Below are 18,922 nucleotides of genomic sequence, written 5' to 3'. Positions count from 1 at the left end.
AGGGAGGGCGTTGCATGGCAGAATCCGGTCCTGAGTACACGTTCGTCGAGAAGCCGCTGCTCGCGCAGCTGACCAGCGGTGACATGGGGTGGCGGCATGTGCGCGGGACAACCGGGGTGGAGTTGCAGCCGCCGGGGATGCCCTCGTACGTCCGCCGTGGCTACGACGACTCCGTCCTCGAAGGGATCTTGCGGGCGAAGCTCGCGGAGTTGAACCGGCGGCCGGACGGCAGCTCGTGGGTGGATGAGGCGCGTGCAGATCAAGCCGTGTCCGCGTTGACGCGGGGGGCGGTGGCGGCCGGTGGGGGGCTGGTGGCGGCGAACGAGGCCGCCACCCAGTACCTGCTCGATGGCGTGGACGTTCCGGGGTTCGAGGACTGGGGCGGGGGCCGGAACCAGACGGTGCGATTCATTGACTGGCAGAGTCCGGAGCGGAACGACTTCCTGGCCGTCTCTCAGTTCCGTACGACGATCCCGGGCAGCGGTGGGGAGACGATCGCGCCGGATCTTGTGCTGTTCGTGAACGGCATCCCGCTGGTCGTCATCGAGTGCAAGAAACCCACCGCGCTGGGTGGCAACGTCTTTGACGCGGTGGAACAGCTCCGGCGCTACGCGAATCGGCGGGACTCCGCTGTTCCGGAGGGCAGTGAACGGCTCTTTCGCACGGTGCAATTGACCGTGGCCACCACCGGGGACCGGGCGCGGCTGGGCACGTTCACCGCGCGGCGGCAGGACTATGTGGTGTGGCGGGACCCGTACCCGCTCAAGGCCAAGGACGTCGCCGAGCGCAGCTATGTTCCCGAGGATCGGGATGCTACGTCACAGAAGGTGCTGGCGGCCGGGGTGCTGCACCCGCACCGGCTGTTGGACATCGTGCGGAACTTCGTGCTGTTCCGGGATGTGGAGGTCGCCGAGGGGCGCACGGCCCGGGTGAAGATCGGGCCGCGTTATCAGCAGTACCGGGCGGTCGCCAAGGCCGTTGAGCGGTTGCAGCGCGGTGAGACGAAGGCCGTCCACGGCAAGGAGGACAAGCGGGGCGGGATCGTCTGGCATACCCAAGGCTCGGGCAAGTCACTGACGATGGTGTTCCTGGTGCGCAAGCTGCGTTCCACGCCGGGACTGGAGCACCTGAAGGTGATCGTGGTCACCGACCGCAAGCAGCTCCAGCAGCAGCTGTCGGAGACGGCCACCCTGACCGGGGAGAAGCCGGACACGATCACCCGGGCCGACCAGGTGCCGGTGGTGCTCGCCCGACACGGTGCCGGTCTGGTCTTCGTGATGATTCAGAAACAGCAGGACGCGGAGAAGACCCGCGTAGAGCGCGCCAAGTCGGCGGCGAAGAAGAAGGTCGCGGGCTGGGGGCTCGTCAACGACGACGAGGGCATTGTGGTCCTCGTCGACGAGGCGCACCGCTCGCACAGCTCCGGCCTGCACGAGAACCTGATGGAGTCGTTGCCGAACGCCGCGCGGATCGGTTTCACCGGCACACCGATCCTGATGAACCGGCGGAAGCTGACCGAGACCACCTTCGGGGAGTTCATCGACAAATACCGGATCGCGGACGCCGAGGAGGACGGCGCGATCGTCCCGATCTACTACGAGGGGCACATCGCCAGGGGTGCGGTCGAGGACGGTGCCGCGCTGGATGAGGCCATGGAGGAAGAGTTCGAGGAACTCACCGACGAGGAGTACGAGCGGCTCCAGAAGCGCTATGCGACCTCCACTGCCGTTCTCAACGCGGACGACATGATTCGGCGTAAGGCCCGCCACATGCTGCGCCACTACGTGCAGAGCGTGCTGCCCGAAGGGTTTAAGGCGCAGGCAGTCGCTCACTCCCGGGGCATCGCTGTGGGCTACCGCAAAGAGCTCCAGGATGCGCGGGATGAGCTCGTGGCCGAGGTGGAGGCTTTGTCTGAAGAGCGAGTTCAGCGGCTGCTGGAGAAGAGGCCCGAGGAACTCAAGCCGAAGCAGAAGACATTGGTGGCCGCGCACGAGAACCTGCGCCTGCTGAAGGCGATCGACTTCGTGCCCGTCATCTCCGAGGGACAGAACGACCCGGACAGCTGGAAGGAGTGGACGAAGGAGTCGACACACAAGAAGGCGGAAAAGTCTTTCCTCAGCCCCTTCCCGGACCCCGATCAGCTGGATGGCACGCGCCGCCCAGTCGCGTTCCTCATCGTGCGGACCATGCTTCTGACCGGCTTCGACGCCCCGATCGAGCAGGTCATGTACCTGGACCGGCGGATGAAGGAGGCCGAACTTCTCCAAGCGGTCGCCCGCGTCAACCGCACCGCCGACGGGAAGAGCGCCGGGCTCGTTGTGGACTACGCCGGAGTCGCCACCGCACTGAAAGAAGCGATGGACCAGTACGCCGCCGACGAGCGCGAGGGCAAGCCCATCGACTTCGAGGTCGAGGAGCACAAGCTGGCGGCCCAGTGCACGGCACTACGCCAGCACTTCGACCTCCCCCGCGACCTCACCAACGCCGACGACATCAAGGCTGTCAACCGCCTGGTGGACTCGCTGGAGGACGACCAGCGGCGGATCGCCTTCCGTGCCCTGTTGCGCGACTTCCTCGAGACCTACACCGTCGTCACCCCCCGAGAATCGGCCCGCCCCTATGCTGAGGCCGTACGGCTGTTCACCTTCATCGCCCAGCTGGCCCGGCAGCGCTTCAGCGAGGAAGACGCCTTCGATCCGGCGGCCTACGGCAAGAAGGTTCAGCAGCTCATCAACCAGCACGTCCGTTCCCTCGGGGTGGACAAGATGATCGAGCCCACCCGGCTCACCTCCGAGGACTTCAAGACCAAGGTCCAGCAGCTTCCCGGCAGCCGCTCGAAGGCGTCCATGATGCGGCACGCTCTCCGTAATCACATCGACCTGAACTTCGGCAAGAACCCTGCTGCGTATGCCGCGCTGCGTAAGCGAGTGGAAGAGATCCTCAAGAAGCACGCCGATGACTGGGACGCTCAACTGGCGGCATTCCAACGCCTCGCCCAGGAAGTCAAGGACATGGAAGGCGGCGCCAGCTCGGATCTGCCCGAGGATGTGCGCAACCTCACCCCGCTGGAGCAGGCCCTGTACCAGCAGCTCACCAGTGTGCTGACCGACGGAGTGATCGGGGACGAGATACGCGGGGACTTCGTCGACCTCGCTCACAAGGTTCACGACTTCGCGGTGCACTACAGCGCCAAGCCCGATTTCTGGACCAACCCCGCCGCTCAGCACGACTTCCGTACCGACATCTGGATGGAGGCCGTTGCCTGCCCGCACACCCGCGAGAAAGCCGACCCCCTTGCCGATGCACTCCGCGACATCGTCCAGCACAACCGCAAGGACGTCGGCCGCCACCGTGCCTGACCTGACCGAACGGGTGGCCGAGAACGACGGCCCGCTGCACGTCGGCGGGCTGACTATCTACCTGGTCCCCGCCTCGGGACGAACCGGCGTCCGAGTCACTGTCGAACGCGACGCCCGCATCGTCGCCAAGGTGCCCGCAGACGCCGACCGCGACGCGCTTGCCGCCCTCATCCGCACGCGACTGGCCTGGCTCTATGCCAAGGTCAACGCCCGCCGCGCCGAAGCAGCCGAACGTCCCCGACGACGTTTCATCGATGGCGAAGGCTTCTGGTACCTCGGCCGCAGCCACCGCCTCAAACTCACCGACGACCTCGCAGCCTCCCCCGTCGCACTGAAGAACGGCCGCCTCCACTTGCGCCGCGACCACCGCGACACCGCCGCCCGAGCCCTCGTCTCCTGGTACGTCGCCCGAGGACGCACCTGGCTACCCAACCGCGTCCATCCCTGGGCTCGGCGCATGGACGTTCCGGGCGCCGAACTGAACGTCCGTCCCCTCGGCTACCGCTGGGGTTCCTGCTCCCACCACGGCACGGTCAATATCCACTGGGCCACCATGCAGCTGCCCGCTCGGCTGATCGACTACGTCCTCGTCCACGAACTCGCCCACCTCTACCATCCCCACCACACTCCCGAGTTCTGGCGCACTGTCGGCCGGGCCATGACCGACTACGAAGGTCTCCGCGTCGAACTCGACGAGTGGGGTGCTGGCATCTGGCTGCCGGAGGAAGAGGGGCAGTGAGCGGGCGGCTATCACGAATTCGACTCCGTCCCGTGACCGGCTGTACCCGGCATCGTGTTCGTGCTACGCATGCCGACGTGTGCCCGGTTATGGAGTATGGCCACATAATGATGCGTCTCGCCTGGAACCATGGGGAAGAGTATGGATTGTTCGACATGAATCGATTAACGACTGACCGGGAGTGCTCAGGAGAAGGGCGCGCAGTCATGGATGTGTCCCAACCACTGGACCCGCTCGCCAAGACCGCCTTGTGGACGGCGTCGATGAGGGCACGTGAGCACCGGCGTGCGGACCGGTTGTTCTCGGACCCGCTGGCGGAGACGTTCGCCGGAGACGAGGGGCCGAAGATCATGTCGCAGTTTGAGGGGCATGTGCAGTCCGGGGTGGAGGATCCGGCGCTCGCGGTGCGGACCCGTTTTCTGGACGATCAGTTACTGAAGCTCGATGCCGACGGGGTACGGCAGTTCGTCTTCGTCGCCGTCGGTATGGACTCGCGTGCCTTCCGCCTTGAGTGGTCCCCCGACGTGCTGATCTACGAACTCGACCGTCCCGCTCTGCTCACCTTCAAGGAAGACCTCGTACGCGGTCTCCACGCACAGGCCACGGCCGCCCGCGTCCCGCTCGGAGTAGACCTGCTGGCCGACTGGACGGGCCCTCTTCTTGAGTCCGGCTTCGATTCTCGGCAGCCCACGTGCTGGCTGGTGGAGGGACTGCTGTACTTCCTCGAACCGCACGAGCGCGACGTGCTGTTGCACCGACTCACAGACTTGTCGGCCGCTGGGAGCCGACTCCTTGCGGACTACGTCGGCCAGACCATCCTGAACAGTCCAGGGATGGCGGCCTGGCGCGCACGCATGGTTGAGCAGGGGCACCCGTGGAAGTCGGGAAGTGACCGGCCCGAAGAGCTCTTCGTACCGCTCGGCTGGGAGATCCAGGTTTCCGCATACGGCGATCCGGACGCAGACTACGGCCGCTGGTCGGACACGGCCGTCGCGCCCGGGATGCTCGGGACGCGCGGCCGGTATCTCCTGATCGCCGACAAGCAGTGACGACCCAGCACACGCTACTCGCCAACGGGCAATGCTACTTGTGTAGCCCGACGAAGGACGGGCCGACGCGCACCGGCTTCACCTCGATGGTCTTCCACACGTCCTGAACGACGTACGGCTCGATCTTGAGCCAGTCGTCCAGCTCGGCCCTCGACGGGTATTCCAGGATCAGCATGGACCCGATCATTCGGTCGTTTTCGTCGAGGATGGCGGTGCCGAAGAGCATGTGGCCTTCGGCGACCAGCTTGTCGCCCAGTGCGATGTGCGCTTCACGTGCGGCCAAGCGGCGGTCCAGGCCGCCTTCGTCGGTGCCGTGATCGTAGGCGAGGAGCATGAACTGCATCGGGTTCTCCTTGTGTTGTTGGTCGGACATATGGTGATGGCCGAAGCCGGGGCACGCTCAGGTCGCCGCGCCGATGACTGCCTCTGGTGAGAAACCGGCGGGCCAGCGCGTCGTCTCGTCCCAGGTGGTGGATGAGTCCATGCGGACGTTGTCCAGCAGACAGCCGGTCAGATCGGCGCCGCGTAGCACCGCTCCTCGCAGGTCCGCCTCGGTGAGGTCGGAGTGGGCCAGATTGGCCCCGGCCAGGTCAGCGGACCGGAGTATCGCCTGGGCCATGTCTGCGTGATTCAGCTGGGCGTCCTGAAGCCGTGCTCCGGTGAAGTCGGTCATCTCGATCACAGCCTCGGACAGGTCGGCATTGTTGAAGTCGCAGTCCGTCACGTTGGCGCGCGAGAGGTTGGCCTTGCGGAGATTTGCGCCGACCAGGTCGGCTCCGTGGAGGTCCTGGCCCTCAAGCACGATGTCGTGGAGGTTCGCGTCCCGCAGACGGGCTTCGACAAGTGCGCCTTCGGCGAGCCAGCCACGGACGTCCAGTTCGAGGATGGCGCGGAGGGCGAGTCCGTGGTCCGTGCTGCTTGCTTCGCGTACGAGCTGTTGGCGCAGCCTGACGGATTCACGCCGTTCGGCCAGTTGGTCGATCATCAGCACGGTGACCGCAACGGCGACGAGCTCTGCGCCCACCGAGGTGCCGACATCGCTGACCAGGCCCGACCAGGTCCAGCCCTTGGCGGAGACGTGGCCGACGACGATGCCGACCAGCCCCGCACTCATGATCAGAGCCCCGATGGCGATCGGGGAAAGAGGACCGCGATGACTGGACATCAGCCGCTCCAGGGAAGGGGGTTGAGGCCGCCCGCCCATGCAGGGTCGGGCTCAGGAACGGTCAGGGCCAGTCGGAAGGTGATGTAGTAGTTGCGATTCGAGGGAATGTGAGCGTTGCGGCACGCGGATCGGGCGTAACGCGCGCCGAGGTTCCAGCAGCCTCCGCGCAGGACTCGTCTGTCGCCGACTTCCGGGCCGCGGGGGTCCCACTCCGCCTCGGAGCCGTAGAGGGCGTACCAGTCGGAGCACCACTCCCAGCACTGGCCGTGGATGTCGAAGAGCCCGGCGGGGTTGGGCCGGAGGATGCCCGCCTCGTGGGTCTTCAGGCCGGAGTTCGCGGCGGTCCACGCGTATGCGTCGATCAGTTGACGGTCGGAGCCGAAGCTGTAAGCGGTGGTGGTACCTGCGCGGCAGGCGTACTCCCACTCGGCTTCCGTGGGCAGCCGAAAGCCGGCCCACTCGGGCTGGGCCACCGGGTGGTCGTCGATGTCGGCACCGAACTCGACCGGGGCGGAGCCGGGGATCACCTGAGTCGTGAGCCAGGCACCGAAGTCCGCCGCTTCGTACCAGGTGGGTGCGACTACCGGCTCGGACGGCTTGTCGCTCCACTCGCTGATGTCCGGCAGGCCCTGCCGCCCAGTCTGATCCATGAACCCCTCGAACTCGCCGCGGGTGACCTGCGCGTTGCACACGGCGAACGACCGGGTGAGAGTGGTGCGACGCCTTGGGCCCTCATAGCTGCTGCGTTCCCGCTCGTCCTCCGGGGAGCCGATGAGCAGGGTTCCCGGGCGGAACACGCTGAAGGTGAGCCGGGAGCCGAGCGGCGTAGCACAGGTGAACCAGGTGCGGAGGCCGGTGGGGTCGTACGGCGCAGTGTGCTCCGTGCTGTCGATGCGGTGGTTCCAGCGGCGGTCAAGCCAGCGGGCGGCGCTGTGCACGCTGGCGGAAGGGTCGCCGCGGTGGAGGTCGAGTATGAGGCGTTCGGTCCTGTCGAACTGCGCTGTGGTGGAGAATGCCTCGGGCCTGTACTGGCCGAGCGCCATCATCAGGTAGTAGCGGGCCTGGGCGTCCGGGGCCTCGGCGAGCAGTCCCGCGAGCGTGTCGGCCGGTACCTCACGCTGTGCCGCCTGATGAGCGAACTGGGTGGCGAACTCGGGATCCGGAGCCGTCACCATCCGCTCCAGGATGCCGTCCGTGCGGGAGAACCGAAGCAATGTGCAAGCGGCGGCGACGCGACGCCGACCGAGTTCAACTCGCTCTGTTTCAGTGACAGCTGGTGGCGAAGGGAGCTGCAGGGTAGATCGGAGTTCGGTCTGCGCCGCCTCGTGGACCGCTGGGATCGGGCTCTGCGCCAGGCGTCTGACGACCTCCGCGTACGCGTGGTCGGGGCCGCCGCTCGCCAGCCGCGCCAACAGGTCGCCGCGGTCAGCCGCAACCTCCTGGAGGACCGACACGGCGGTCTCACGCACCGTCTCCCGTACGGATGTGTCCACCGCAGTCGCTGTCAGTGGCTCCAGCAGATACTCGACGACCGGGCCCAGCGCTGCTAGCCATGCGGGCAGGTGGAGCTGGTCCTGTTCGAGGAGTTCGGCGGCGAGCCGCTGTGCGACGCCACTCCAGCGATCGTCATCGGGAGCGGTCGCCGTGTCCGCGAGGAGTACCGCAGCGTGCAGGCGCGCGGCGGTCCCGACGGCTTCGGTATCGAGAAGTGTTCCCCACAGCTGCCCCTGTAGTTCCGCGCCGATCGGCGACAGGACCTGCCGGGCTACCGCAAGCTCCCCAGGCGCGATGCCACGCAGGTGGCGGCCGATCCACGCTGCCTCGACCGGGTCCGCCCCGGCGAGGAAGAGCCGCAACCGCCAAATGTCCTCCTGCGCCAGGCCGTCGGCCGCGCCCGTTCGAACCGCCACCTCACCGCGCAGGATCTGTCGGACCCGCTCGTCAACAACCGAACGGTGACGGGCCAGTTGGGTCACGACGGCCATGAGTTCGTCGGTCTTCACCGTCAGCAGCCTCTCGACCTGCGCAAGGGCCTGCTCGTGTTGCTCGGTCCGGTGGATATCGGCACTGTGCCGGATGAACTCCTGAAGGTCGTCGGCCACGGCATCGCTGCCCTGTGACTGGAGCCACCCTTCGGCCTCGGCGAGCAGCCGGCCGTGCAGGGCGGTCGAGGCGTCGTCGGGGCCGGCACGCCAGTCCTCGTAACGGCGACGGGTGCGCTGCTGCCACAGCAGGAACTGCCGGTCTCCGTCGAGCCAGGTCCGTAGCCTGCCCCAGCTGCGGATCACCGCCTCGTGGGAGACCTCGACGGTCGGTCGGCCCCGCTCGTCGGAGTCAGTCACCAGGAGGCGGGCGTCCGTGAGCGCGGCGATGACTTCGTCGACCCGGGCGAGGCCCGCGAGTTCGGCGACCGGAGTGCGACGCCGCGCGTCCTCGCCCTCCTCGCCGATGGGGGCGACCCGTACGAGCCGGGTCAGCAACTGCCGCGCGGTGTCCTGCTGTTGCGGCGAGAGAGTCGAGTACATCTCCTCGGCCCGGGTGGCTATCGCCCCGACGACCTCGCCAACCGCCTCATACGCGGTGTGCGTGAGCTTGCCCGAGGACTGCCGGTCCCACAGCAGCGTGAGGGCGAACTCGAGGAGCGGAAGGTTGCCGGGTTCGCTGCCCACATCGTCGAGGATGCGGTCGACCAAGCCGTCCTCCAGGTCCAGCTGTCGCGCCCGTGCGGGCTCCACGATGGCGCTGCGCAGCTCGGCCCGGTTCATCGGAGGCAGATTGATGACGTGATCCTGAAGCACGTCGGAGAACCGGCGGTGCGCGATGGCCCGGCCGTAGAAATCCCCTCGGAGGGTGAGAACGGCCTTCGCCCGGGACGTACCACCGGGATGTTCCTGAGCGAAGTCGGCGAGGTGGTCAAGGAACTGCTCGATGTCCTGTCTGTCGCGGCAGTGCGTGAACAACTCCTCGAACTGGTCAGCGAAGACAAGCAGTGGCCGGTCGAGACGGCGCACGATCTGCTCGATGGACGAAGAGATGCCACTGGTTCGCATGCGCTCGGCCATGCTGGCGGCGGCTGCGGCGTTCTGCTCCACGGTGGCCTCGGGGTGCGCCAGTTCGACCAACGCGCCGGCCAGTGCCGCGTAGGGGTGGGAGCCGGGCCGGAATACGGCGACCGCCCAGTGCTCCTGACGTCGCAGCGCGGGGATCAAGCCGGCATGGACGAGGGACGACTTGCCGCTGCCCGAGGCGCCCACCACACCGGCCAGCGAGGCGTGCCCGATCGTGCGAACCAGGCGCCGGACCACGCTGGAGCGGCCATGATAAAGAGGGGCGTCCTGCTCCCGGAAGGCGTACAGACCGCGATAGGGGCAGTCGCCACGGTCCCGAACCGTGCCCGGCACTGTGGCACCTGCGGCAGTGGACGGGGTGCGCCGGAACTCCTCCCACAGAACGACGATCTGCTGCGGCGGCAGGCCGACAGCCGCCACGAACTTCTCCAAGTAGCGCTCCGTGGGCGCCTGTTCCCCGCGTTCGACCTCGGTGACGATCTGTCCGGGAAACCCCATCCGGCTGGCGAGCTCCAACTGGGAGAGGTCACTGGCCAGACGCAATCTCCGCAGGCGGACGCCGATGTGCCCGGGCACGGGGGCCGAAGCCCGGGAGCGGGGGGTGGAACGGGGGGTCAGGGGGATCAACTCCAGCAGACGAGGGGGCGGCCGTGACGAACGCCGAGGAAGCAGGACAGGCCGATGCGGGCACCTTGCTCCTGCCGGGACACGGCGTGCAGCTTCGTGGCGTCGATCAGCACCAGGTCACCAGCGGTGACAGGCAGGACACACGAAGGCGGCGGCACGAGAGCCCGGTCTGTCCCGTACTCGCTGTCGGACGCGCTCCACGCGGCCAGCTGCGCCTCGTCGGGCCGGAGGTCCCATAGCTGCAGTTCGCCACCCCTCTCGGGCACCTGCAGATAGATGTTGGCCGCGAGCTGTGCATCCAGTTCACGACCGAGGGGCAGCCCGGGAGCGTCACGGCTGAGCCGGTCATTATGCGGGAGCAGCTCACTGCCCTCGGGGAAGACGCGGCACACCCCGGCAAACATCGGCCGGTCGTCGATGCGGGCGCGCTCCAGGCCGTAGAAAGCGTCGAGGTCCCGCCACAGCACGTCCAGCGGAGAGGGGGACGGCGCGCAGCAGGCTCGGATCTCTTCCATGAGCGGGTCCGCGTTCCGCAAGTACTCCGCAAGCGCACGGCCGTTGGTGCTGCCGTCCACGTCATGCGTTTCGTAATGGCTTTCACCGACGCGGACCAGTTCGGGAGTGTTGCGGTAGGCAGACAAGCTGGGGTGGGCCGCGAGGCGGTGGGCCATGCCGTGTGCCTCCGCCGGGTCCGTGAAGCCGGAGACGCGGATGGCCAGGACGTCTCCAGCCACCAAGGGTTCCAGGCAGCCCTTGGCTAACCCGGCGAGCGTCAGCATCCGGTGGTCACCTGTCATGACCGCGCCTCCTGCGTTGCGTCGGCGGTCGGCGTGCGGACCAGGTGAAGCCGATCGTCCAGGACAAAGCCGTCGATGCCACGGTCGAGGACATGCTTGATCAGGTCAGTGGTCCTATTGATGAAGCCCCGGCCCGGGAGGTTGAGCGACGTGTTGCAGAGCACGCCCGCTCCGGTCACCTGCTTGAAGGCTCGTAGCAGACTGTGCAGTTGGGGATTCTGTACCGAGCTGACCGTCTGGGCCCGCGCAGTGCCGTCAACATGGGTGACCGCGCGCAGGGACGGGTTACGGACCTTCTGGAAGTAGAGCATGTGAGGGCTGGGCCCATTCCAGTCGAAGTGATCGCTCACATCCTCTTCCAAGCACACCGGGGCGATGGGCCGATAGGACTCTCGGTGCTTGATCTGGTTGAGCTGGTCACGCATCTGGTCCTCGAACGGGGCGGCCAGGAGCGACCGATTCCCGAGCGCGCGCGGCCCGATTTCGCACCGCCCCTGGACCCAGGCGAGGACCTGACCTCGGGCCAGCAGCCCGGCAACCCGGGACAGGTCCAGGGGCTCGTCCGTGAAGTGCTCGGCGATCTGCTCCGGGCTCCGGTCGTGGACGAAGTCTGGCCCGCTGTAGACATCCCAAGTGATCTTCGCCTGGCCAGTGAAGTGACGCTGTGCATCGACCGCTGTGCCGATGGCGGAGCCGGCGTCGTTCGGGCACGGCGGCACGAAGACCTCGGGGAAGAGGCCGCAGTCGCGCCACTGCTGGTTCCAGTCGCAGTTCAGGCCGCAACCACCGGCGATGAGGAGCGGTAAGCCCTCTGTGAGCTCCCGCTCGGCTACAGCGAGGAAGCGGTCGAAAATGGCCTGGGAGTGCTTCGCGGCGAGATCCTTGAACTCTTGGCTCTCCACGCCTATGTCATAGAAGGGCGACCAGACCAGTTTCTCCTTCGGGGCAGTGAGCAGGATCGAGGGCTGGTCAAGGATGTATTCGATCAGATCTCGCTCGGCCTGCGACACGGTGGAGCTGCGGGCGAAGCCGGTCAGCGCCATGAGTTTCCCGGCATTGGAGAAGCGGAATCCTCCGTGCTCCCGTGAGGTGGAAGGATCCGCAAGGGCGAAAATGTGCTGGTACTTGTTGCCCGGGTCCTCCAGCACGGTGGACAGGCGCCTGACCTGGACGTCCGGTGTGAAGGCGTAGAACGACCCGATGTTGCCTTCCCAGACCAGCGCGTAGCAGGGCTGCCCCGGCTCCAACTCCGACATCCCGTACGCGCTCAGCAGATGGGACCGCTCGTGAGTGGAGCTGAAAGTGCGGACGGGGCTACCGAAGAAGCGGCTCTCACCCGTGAGAATGCCGCCCTCGTCGTATCCGAAGTACCCCGCACCCAGCGGAGGATCGACAGAGTGGAACCCCTTGACCCACCCACTGAGACACACCACGTCCGGAGGTCCGTCCAACCGCTCGGCCGCGTCCAGCAAGGCGGATGGGGTCAGGTCGGTATATCGGGGGAAGGAATCCTTCTCGCTCTCGTGTGAGAAGACGAGGCGCCCGTCCTCGACGAGGGCAACTGTCCCGTCATGCCCAGGCTTGAACGACAGGATGCGCACCAGACCCCCCGAGCAGCTGTCTCGTCCAACGGCAAAGACTAACGATGGGCAGTCTTGCAGGTCAATGTGCCTATGAGCAGGGCCAGTTGAGCATGACGACGACCGAGCGCCCGACCCTCGTGTGTTGCGGTGGCCATTCCTGCGTTTGCCACTGGCCCAGGCTCGTCTCTCTACGCGCCGAGCGCATCGATCAGGTGGTCGTCGAGGTCGGCGACGAAGCCCTCGGTGCGCCACGGGCGCAGCTCATGCCGTGCCCGGCGCAGCCGGATGGTGGCGACTCGGCCGCCCGTGCTCGATGCGCCGTCGATGCATTCGTGCAGCAGTTCGGTGGCGGCGTGCGGGTCGCCGAGCCGGATGCGGGCGAGGGCTTGATCGGTGGTGACGATGGTGCGCTGGACGCGTTCGCGTGGTGTGGTGAGTGCGTGGGCGGACCGGGCGAACGCGTCGTGGGCGGCTGCCGGGTCGCCGACGTACAGCTCGCACAGCCCGTCGAAGCCGCGCAGGTGGGCGGGCGAGAAACTGCTCGATGACGGATCGCCGTTCCGGTCGCCGTCCAGGTCGTACCAGGCCAGTGACAGTGCGGCCTGGGCGTGTCGTCCGGCTCCGGCGCGTGCGGCGATCTCTGCCTGCAGTGCGTGCGCGCGGGCCCGGACGGTGATGCTGGTACCGGCTCGTGCGTCGCGTACCGCGGCGTCGACGAGGTGCCGTGCGGCGTCGATGCCTTGCGTCGAGTACAGGGTGACCAGGGCGTGGCTCATGTGGACGATGGCGCGTTGCCACGGACTGCCGGTGCGGCCCGCCGTATTGGTGGCTGCGGAGTACAGGGCGCGGGAGGCCTCGTCGTCGCGGGTTTCGAAGGCGAGGCGGCCGGCGAGGGTGTACGCCTGTGAGGCGATCGAGCGCAGCTCGGGAAGCTGGGGTTCGGGTACGGCGTCCGCCAGCAGGCGGCGGCAGGATTCGACGATGGGGGCGAGCAGCAGTTGCAGGCGCACGAACGGGATGCTGCCGACTTGCCTGTTCACGTCGCCGATGGTGGCGCGCATCCCGGCGAGCAGCTCTTCGTCGAGGCGGGAGGGATCGGCGAGCGCTGCGGTGAGGGCGTGCTGCGTCGTCGGGCCGAGCAGCGCGAGCAGGCTGCCGCCCGCATCCGTGGCGGTGCGTACGAGCAGGGTGCGCAGCTCGTGGAGCCGGTGTTCGCTTTCTCCCAGGTGGGCAAGGGCGTCGAGCAGTTCGGCGAAGTCCGAGCCGTGGCCGAGGCTGTGCTGACCGTCCAGGTCGCGTGCATAGAGGTGGGCGAGCAGGAGCTGGTATCGCTCGCCCGGCAGGATCGGCGCGGTCGTGCTCTCCCAGCGGGCCACCGCCCGCTGCACACTGGCGATGCTGGAGCCGAAGGGCTGCCCCAGCCGGGCCGCCGCGTCGATGATTGCGCGTGCGGTGTCCGCGAGTGACCAGCCGCGGGACAGTCTGAGCCGCTTGAGGGTGGCGGCGCCGACGCGCCGATCGTGCGCGGTCATGCCGTCATGATGCCCGCTGTACGGGTTACACGGGCACGATCAGGCGAGGTTTCCCCTGCTGGGCACCGTAGTTGAGGGTCTGCCAGGTGCCGGATGTGCCTTCGGGGTCTGCGAGCGGGAAGCCGATCACCATGTCGGAGCGGTCGACCATCCAGCGGTTGCGCGCGTGATACGCCGGGGTCCCGAGCGCTTCGGCACCCAACTCGACGATCTCGGTGATCCGGTCCCGGCACTGCTGGATCGCCTGCCGTGCTTCGGCCGGCTGCTGTGCGACCGTGCCTGGGGTGACAATCGTGATCTTTGCCTTCGAGTTCCCCGCAAGCCACAGCAGGGACAGGCTGTCGATGCCCTTTGCGCCCCCGATGTGGAAGTGGGCCTGATCAACAGCGAAGGGGCCCAGGAACTGTGCGAACAGCTCCGCGTACCAGGTGAGTTCATGGTGTCCCGTTGACCGAGTGCCGGTAATCGTCACAGTCAGTGGCATGATCAACTCCGTGTCATAGGTTGTCAGGCGCCGGGCCGCACAAGACTGCGGTGAGATCGGCGCATGGACACGACCACCGCACCAGCCATTCTCGCGGAGCAGTTCAGGTCACGCGGATTGACCGTCATAAACGCGGACGACCAGACGGTAAGCGTGATGAACCCGCTCAATCCGAGTCTTACCGAAGCCGTTGGCGTGTGCGACGGACACTACGTCACCTGCTGGGGGTACGAGCTCGGCCAGACCGGCGACGAGACCGGCACCGCGCAGCGGCTCGCCTTCCTGCTCGCCCTCCCGAGCGACAGCCCATCGCGTGATACCGCAAGTCGAAGGTAGGCGGCCGGTGCAGCAGACACGAGAGAAACACTTCACTCCCCATCCGGCCTCAGTTGCGCACGCACGGTCCTTCGTTGCCGACACCCTCAGCGCGTGGGAGCTCGGCGACCGACTCGATGACGTCCGCCTCTGCGTCTCCGAACTCGCCACCAATGCCATCGAGCACGCCACTTCTTCCGCCGAACAGGACTTCCGGGTTCGGGTCGCACACGGCGAGGAGCGGCTGCGCGTCGAAGTGCATGACCAGGGTGGTGGGACTCCCACCGTGCGGCACGCCACAGCCGACGACTGCCACGGGCGCGGCCTCCTCCTCGTCGCCGCTCTCGCCGACGACTGGGGCGCCTCCCGTGAAGGGGCAGGCACAACCGTCTGGGCCGAGTTCAAGCTCGGAGCCTCCACCGCACCGCTCGTTGATCACACGCGGGTGGCGGCCCGTGCAGCGACCGTGCCCGTATCGGCCGGGCTGTTCGCCTCCCTCGGTGTGTGGACGTGGATCGGCGCCGACGCCCACGGCGACCCGCTGGGGATCGTCCTGCTCGTGCACCCGCCTGCGCGGCGCCACGGCGAAACTGACGAGCGGATCGAGCAGCAGATGCGCGCCCTCGCCGATGCCTTCGGCCTCGTCGAAGCCGGAAAGCCGCTCACGGACATCGGGCCGCGGGTCACGATTCATCGCGGCGCCCGCATCCTGCTGCGCCCAGAGGGATCCCACTTCGGCGTACAAGTGCCGGCGCATCCCCGGCTCGTCCGGTTGCTGACCGAGCGAGGTGAGCTCGCGGTCGCCGTCGGACTCGACCCGCTCGCCATCGGCGCGCCGCCGGCCGAGGTCGACCTGTATGTGGACCGCGGGCTGCCCGCGAACCGCCTCCTATTCGGCCGTGCCCAGGCTGCGGCATCACTGCACGCCATCCGAACGGTTGAACCCCCGCACGCACCCGACGTGCGCTGAAGAACGGGCCTGCATCGTGGCTTTCTGTTGTTCCGATCGCGGTGCGTGAGCTCCTGTTCCATGTGCTCTCCGCCTGCCCCAGATCTTGGCTCAGGTAGTGATCAACCGGCGGCCCATGGAGCCGCACGGTACGGCGAAAGTCCTCGAGAGTGCTGGTCAGAGAGGGGTTCCGCTCTTCACCGGACCGACGGTGTCGTGGTCGCGTCCCAAACGCGATCACCAGGGGAGGCCCCTGCCATGGTGCCGATTCTGTTCACCGCTGTGCTGTTGCTGCCGTTCGCGACGGCGGTCGGCCCGTTCGCGCTGTGCGAAGCGCGCGATTACGTACGTCCCGGACGCGGCCGACACCGCCGCGTCGTACGGGGCCGCCACGCGGCCCGGGGAGGGCGACGATGACCGCGCGCCGCGCCCTGAGCGCCACCCCAAGTGTCGTGTGGTGTTGGACAAGCTGTACCCCCAACGCCCCTTACCGGGCCCGTGTGGCCCTGTACTGCGCCCTCGATCAGCTTGGCTACGACGGCGATGTGATCAGTGATGCGGTGCTGGCGGTCTCCGAGTTCGTCGCCAACGCCACCGAGCACGCGGTCGGACCGTACGAGCTGCGGCTGCGCCGCACTGCCACGGAGGTCATTTGCGAGGTAGAGGACCACGACCCGCGGATCCCGGAGGTTCCCGCTCCCCCGGCCACGGCGCCGTACGCTCCGGCCGAGGAGGACCGCGGGGGTGGGCTGGAGGCACTGTGTGCTTTGTTGACCGAGCGTGGGCGCGGTCTGCACATCGTTCATGAACTGACCAAGGGCGCATGGGGGTTCCGCAGCCAGAAGAGAACGAAGACGGCCTGGCTGGCGCTCCCGGCGGAATTGCCTCCGAAGCGACACGGCGCGGATTCTGCTCTCGGCGACGAGCAGGGCGTAGGCGCCCAGGTGACGGCCGTCGAGCAGCGGGATGGCCGTGGTGATGTCGAGGTGCGGAAACAGTGTGACCGTTCCTACGACGTGGGGCGTTGACGCCCGGGCGGTCGACGGGGAGCCGCGGAGGATGGTCCGTACGCGGTGCGTGCGCACGCGGACTGTCGGCTTCCTGAACCGACCTGGACGACCATCTGATCGACACCTTCATGTCGTCAACAAGCCGGTTGTCGGCTTTTCGCCGGAGCCGGGCACCCCGTTCAGTGCGGTGCCGGTTGCGGGTCCAGGGCGTTGCCGACGGTGCAGCCGCCCTCTCCGGGCATCCGCTGGATCCGGGGCGGCACCCACACCTCGGTGGCGCCGGGGCCGACGCGGGCCAGAAGGCAGTCCTGCGGGTCGAAGCCGTTGCCCTTTACCGACAGGAGAACGCCGACCCGGCCGCCGTCCGCCTTCACCTCGGTACGGATCGCCGGATGCAGGTCCAGGGCGGCGAGCGTACGGCGCACCTCGGCCTCGTCCACCAGGCCGCCCTCCGGCACTCGGGGAAGTTTCGCGCGGAGATCCTCGTACGGCAGTCGGGGCGGTTCGGGTGGCGGGGCGAAGGTCAGCGGAGGGCCATCGGGGCAGTCCACGTTACGGGGGTCCTCACCCCACTCCGACTTGGGTGACACCCGCACCGCGAAGCAGCGCCGCACGGTGACCTCCTCAGGGTCGAGCCTTCCGGTATATGCCGAGCCGGACGTGCGGACGATCACGTCGACGCTGTCGCCGTCGTGTGTCGAGGTGCCCGTCACCCGCAGTATCTCCACCCCGTCGATGCCGGAAGCGGAGCGCCCGACCTCCGCTGCCGTGCGCGGACGTTGGCTGTTGAGCCGCTCGCCCGCTTTCCTGGCCACCTCCCGTGCGGCGTCCGTCGCCTCGCCCTCGGCGGGTTGTACCAGCCCGCAGCCGGCGGTGAACAGCAACAGCGGGGCGAGCAGCGGCAGTCGGCGCATGCGTCCACCCTCCGGTGCCGCGTGCGGCGGGCAACCGCTTGCGTACTCAGACCGGCGTAGGTGTTCGTACTCAGCCGGTGCGGCGACCAGCCGCGGGCGTACCCCGTGAGGTTCCTGCTGCGGGAGTACATCTCAATCTCGATCCTCATCCGGGGGTCGGCGAGGCCGCAGACCATCATCTTGGCGGCGGGCCGAACGCCGCCGAAGCGGCCGCGGAGCAGGGGCCAGCACGGCTCGAAGTCGTCGAGGCTGGGGAGGAGATGACGCACCCGGACGACGTCCGCGAAGGTGCAGTCCGCTTCTTTCAGCGTGTATTCGATGCGCCGCAGCAGTAGCCATCTCGCTCCGAACATGATCGGCAGGACAAGTCGGCCGCAGCGTCAAGTAAGCAGGAGCGGAATTCACTCCTCCCCTTTCGGTTGAAGCGCGCGTCGCGGGGTAATTTCAGCCGCATCTTGTCACTTAGAGTGGTTGCCCAGCTGTAAAAGGTGACGGAAAGTGGGGGATGGTGAAGGCGTGGCGGCGAGCCAATCTGCTTCTGGCAGGGGTGAGTTCGGTGATCACAGGGCTGCTGCTGGCGGGCTGCACGGACGGTTCGTCAGACGCCAGAGCGCTACCCAAGGGGACGACCGAGACGACGGTGTCTCGTACGCCGGATGCGGAGCGCGCGGAAGCACTCGACGCCTACCGGGCCATGTGGGACGACTTGGTGGTCGCGGCGCGGACATCGGATGCCGAGCACCCGCAGCTCGACGATCACGCGAACGAGGGCGCGCTGGAGCTGCTGCGCCACATGATGCGGGAAAACAAGAAGCAAGGTGTTGTGACGAAGGGACAGCCGAAGTTCGCACCTGTGGTCACAGAGGGCGGGGCTACGAAGGTCGTCATCCAGGACTGCGCCGACGGTTCCCACTGGCTCCAGTACACGGAGGACGGTTCCCTCAACAACGACGTACCCGGCGGGCATCACCGGGTCGACGCGACGGTCGGCAAGCACAAGGACCGGTGGCTGGTCGAGTCGCTGTACATCGACGAGGTGGGGACGTGCTTGGAGTGAGCCGCGGCAGCGCGAGCCTGCCGATTGCTGTCGCACTGGCCATCTTCGGGACCGGCCTGTTGGCTGCGCCCAAGGCGTCGGCAGGAGATGGATTCGGCAACGGCACCGGGCTGAGGTGCACGGGCAAGGGGTGCGATCTCAAGGCTTCCCGTACGACACCATCGCGAAGTGGCAAGGGAATTGCTCCTTCTGGCGGGAGCGGTAGCGGTACCCGCGGCGGAGGCGGCGGAGGTAGCCGAGGCGGTGGACCGGTCGCGCCGCCGACGGTGACCTC

At 67.5% G+C, this 18,922-nt stretch carries 17 protein-coding genes; 8 read left to right on the top strand and 9 right to left on the bottom strand.

The window, feature by feature from the left end:
• Positions 1-14 precede the first annotated feature (14 nt).
• The 3 genes from ABD357_RS39900 (at position 15) to ABD357_RS39890 (ending at position 5,147) form a co-directional block, all read left to right on the top strand.
• Entirely contained in the window at positions 15-3,359 is a 3,345-nt protein-coding gene (locus ABD357_RS39900; protein WP_344396318.1) for a type I restriction endonuclease subunit R, read from the top strand.
• Positions 3,352-4,098: a M48 family metallopeptidase gene (locus ABD357_RS39895; protein WP_344396317.1), complete on the top strand. Its 747-nt coding sequence runs from the start codon at positions 3,352-3,354 to the stop codon at positions 4,096-4,098. Before ABD357_RS39900 ends, ABD357_RS39895 begins: the two co-directional genes overlap by 8 nt.
• Positions 4,099-4,304: 206 nt before the next feature.
• On the top strand, positions 4,305-5,147 hold the full coding sequence (locus tag ABD357_RS39890) for an SAM-dependent methyltransferase (RefSeq protein WP_344396316.1): 843 nt from the start codon (positions 4,305-4,307) through the stop codon (positions 5,145-5,147).
• A gap of 34 nt (positions 5,148-5,181) precedes the next feature.
• Here ABD357_RS39890 and ABD357_RS39885 read toward each other — a convergent pair whose 3' ends face one another.
• The 7 genes from ABD357_RS39885 to ABD357_RS39855 all read right to left on the bottom strand — a co-directional run bounded on the left by ABD357_RS39885 (position 5,182) and on the right by ABD357_RS39855 (position 14,403).
• On the bottom strand, positions 5,182-5,490 hold the full coding sequence (locus ABD357_RS39885) for a YciI family protein (protein WP_344396315.1): 309 nt from the start codon (positions 5,488-5,490) through the stop codon (positions 5,182-5,184).
• Between the two features lie 57 nt (positions 5,491-5,547).
• Positions 5,548-6,312, bottom strand: a complete 765-nt coding sequence (locus tag ABD357_RS39880; RefSeq protein ID WP_344396314.1) for a pentapeptide repeat-containing protein — start codon at positions 6,310-6,312, stop codon at positions 5,548-5,550.
• Entirely contained in the window at positions 6,312-9,956 is a 3,645-nt protein-coding gene (locus ABD357_RS39875; RefSeq protein WP_344396312.1) for an nSTAND1 domain-containing NTPase, read from the bottom strand. Before ABD357_RS39875 ends, ABD357_RS39880 begins: the two co-directional genes overlap by 1 nt.
• A 47-nt stretch (positions 9,957-10,003) precedes the next feature.
• Complete coding sequence (locus tag ABD357_RS39870) at positions 10,004-10,804, bottom strand: 2OG-Fe(II) oxygenase family protein (RefSeq protein WP_344396310.1); 801 nt, start codon at positions 10,802-10,804, stop codon at positions 10,004-10,006.
• Positions 10,801-12,405: a carbamoyltransferase C-terminal domain-containing protein gene (locus tag ABD357_RS39865; protein ID WP_344396309.1), complete on the bottom strand. Its 1,605-nt coding sequence runs from the start codon at positions 12,403-12,405 to the stop codon at positions 10,801-10,803. Before ABD357_RS39865 ends, ABD357_RS39870 begins: the two co-directional genes overlap by 4 nt.
• A 170-nt stretch (positions 12,406-12,575) precedes the next feature.
• Positions 12,576-13,919, bottom strand: coding sequence for an NsdA family TPR-like regulatory protein (locus tag ABD357_RS39860; protein ID WP_344396307.1), 1,344 nt, complete (start codon positions 13,917-13,919; stop codon positions 12,576-12,578).
• Positions 13,920-13,944: 25 nt separating this feature from the next.
• Positions 13,945-14,403, bottom strand: coding sequence for a hypothetical protein (locus ABD357_RS39855; protein WP_344396306.1), 459 nt, complete (start codon positions 14,401-14,403; stop codon positions 13,945-13,947).
• Positions 14,404-14,466: 63 nt separating this feature from the next.
• On the opposite strand from ABD357_RS39855, the gene ABD357_RS39850 reads away from it, so the two are divergent.
• The 4 genes from ABD357_RS39850 (at position 14,467) to ABD357_RS39835 (ending at position 16,695) form a co-directional block, all read left to right on the top strand.
• Positions 14,467-14,739: a hypothetical protein gene (locus tag ABD357_RS39850; protein ID WP_344396305.1), complete on the top strand. Its 273-nt coding sequence runs from the start codon at positions 14,467-14,469 to the stop codon at positions 14,737-14,739.
• A gap of 7 nt (positions 14,740-14,746) precedes the next feature.
• Positions 14,747-15,688, top strand: a complete 942-nt coding sequence (locus ABD357_RS39845; protein ID WP_344396304.1) for an ATP-binding protein — start codon at positions 14,747-14,749, stop codon at positions 15,686-15,688.
• A gap of 237 nt (positions 15,689-15,925) precedes the next feature.
• On the top strand, positions 15,926-16,084 hold the full coding sequence (locus ABD357_RS39840) for a hypothetical protein (protein WP_344396303.1): 159 nt from the start codon (positions 15,926-15,928) through the stop codon (positions 16,082-16,084).
• Positions 16,085-16,167: 83 nt separating this feature from the next.
• Positions 16,168-16,695, top strand: coding sequence for an ATP-binding protein (locus tag ABD357_RS39835; RefSeq protein WP_344396302.1), 528 nt, complete (start codon positions 16,168-16,170; stop codon positions 16,693-16,695).
• A gap of 161 nt (positions 16,696-16,856) precedes the next feature.
• On the opposite strand, the gene ABD357_RS39830 is transcribed toward ABD357_RS39835, so the two are convergent.
• Positions 16,857-17,492, bottom strand: a complete 636-nt coding sequence (locus tag ABD357_RS39830; protein WP_344396301.1) for a translation initiation factor IF-2 — start codon at positions 17,490-17,492, stop codon at positions 16,857-16,859.
• Entirely contained in the window at positions 17,387-17,944 is a 558-nt protein-coding gene (locus ABD357_RS39825) for a Rid family hydrolase (protein ID WP_344396299.1), read from the bottom strand. The genes ABD357_RS39830 and ABD357_RS39825 overlap by 106 nt, the downstream gene beginning before the upstream one ends.
• A 152-nt stretch (positions 17,945-18,096) precedes the next feature.
• Between ABD357_RS39825 and ABD357_RS39820 the strand changes: the two genes are divergently transcribed.
• The gene (locus ABD357_RS39820; RefSeq protein WP_344396298.1) at positions 18,097-18,648 is read left to right on the top strand and encodes a hypothetical protein; all 552 of its coding nucleotides are present in this window, start codon (positions 18,097-18,099) and stop codon (positions 18,646-18,648) included.
• The last annotated feature ends 274 nt before the right edge of the window (positions 18,649-18,922 follow it).

The sequence above is a fragment of the Streptomyces vastus genome (assembly GCF_039532825.1).
Lineage (GTDB): Bacteria > Actinomycetota > Actinomycetes > Streptomycetales > Streptomycetaceae > Streptomyces > Streptomyces vastus.
Note: the sequence above shows the minus strand (reverse complement) of the source record. Positions and strands in the feature narration are given on the sequence as shown.

Bases quoted from the DNA above. Each gene is read 5' to 3' on its own strand.
- ABD357_RS39820 (WP_344396298.1), top strand. From the start codon at position 18,097: ATGGTGAAGGCGTGGCGGCGAGCCAATCTGCTTCTGGCAGGGGTGAGT.
- ABD357_RS39870 (WP_344396310.1), bottom strand. From the start codon at position 10,804: ATGACAGGTGACCACCGGATGCTGACGCTCGCCGGGTTAGCCAAGGGC.
- ABD357_RS39855 (WP_344396306.1), bottom strand. From the start codon at position 14,403: ATGCCACTGACTGTGACGATTACCGGCACTCGGTCAACGGGACACCAT.
- ABD357_RS39890 (WP_344396316.1), top strand. From the start codon at position 4,305: ATGGATGTGTCCCAACCACTGGACCCGCTCGCCAAGACCGCCTTGTGG.
- ABD357_RS39880 (WP_344396314.1), bottom strand. From the start codon at position 6,312: ATGTCCAGTCATCGCGGTCCTCTTTCCCCGATCGCCATCGGGGCTCTG.
- ABD357_RS39860 (WP_344396307.1), bottom strand. From the start codon at position 13,919: ATGACCGCGCACGATCGGCGCGTCGGCGCCGCCACCCTCAAGCGGCTC.
- ABD357_RS39840 (WP_344396303.1), top strand. From the start codon at position 15,926: ATGGTGCCGATTCTGTTCACCGCTGTGCTGTTGCTGCCGTTCGCGACG.
- ABD357_RS39850 (WP_344396305.1), top strand. From the start codon at position 14,467: ATGGACACGACCACCGCACCAGCCATTCTCGCGGAGCAGTTCAGGTCA.
- ABD357_RS39825 (WP_344396299.1), bottom strand. From the start codon at position 17,944: ATGTTCGGAGCGAGATGGCTACTGCTGCGGCGCATCGAATACACGCTG.
- ABD357_RS39885 (WP_344396315.1), bottom strand. From the start codon at position 5,490: ATGCAGTTCATGCTCCTCGCCTACGATCACGGCACCGACGAAGGCGGC.
- ABD357_RS39900 (WP_344396318.1), top strand. From the start codon at position 15: ATGGCAGAATCCGGTCCTGAGTACACGTTCGTCGAGAAGCCGCTGCTC.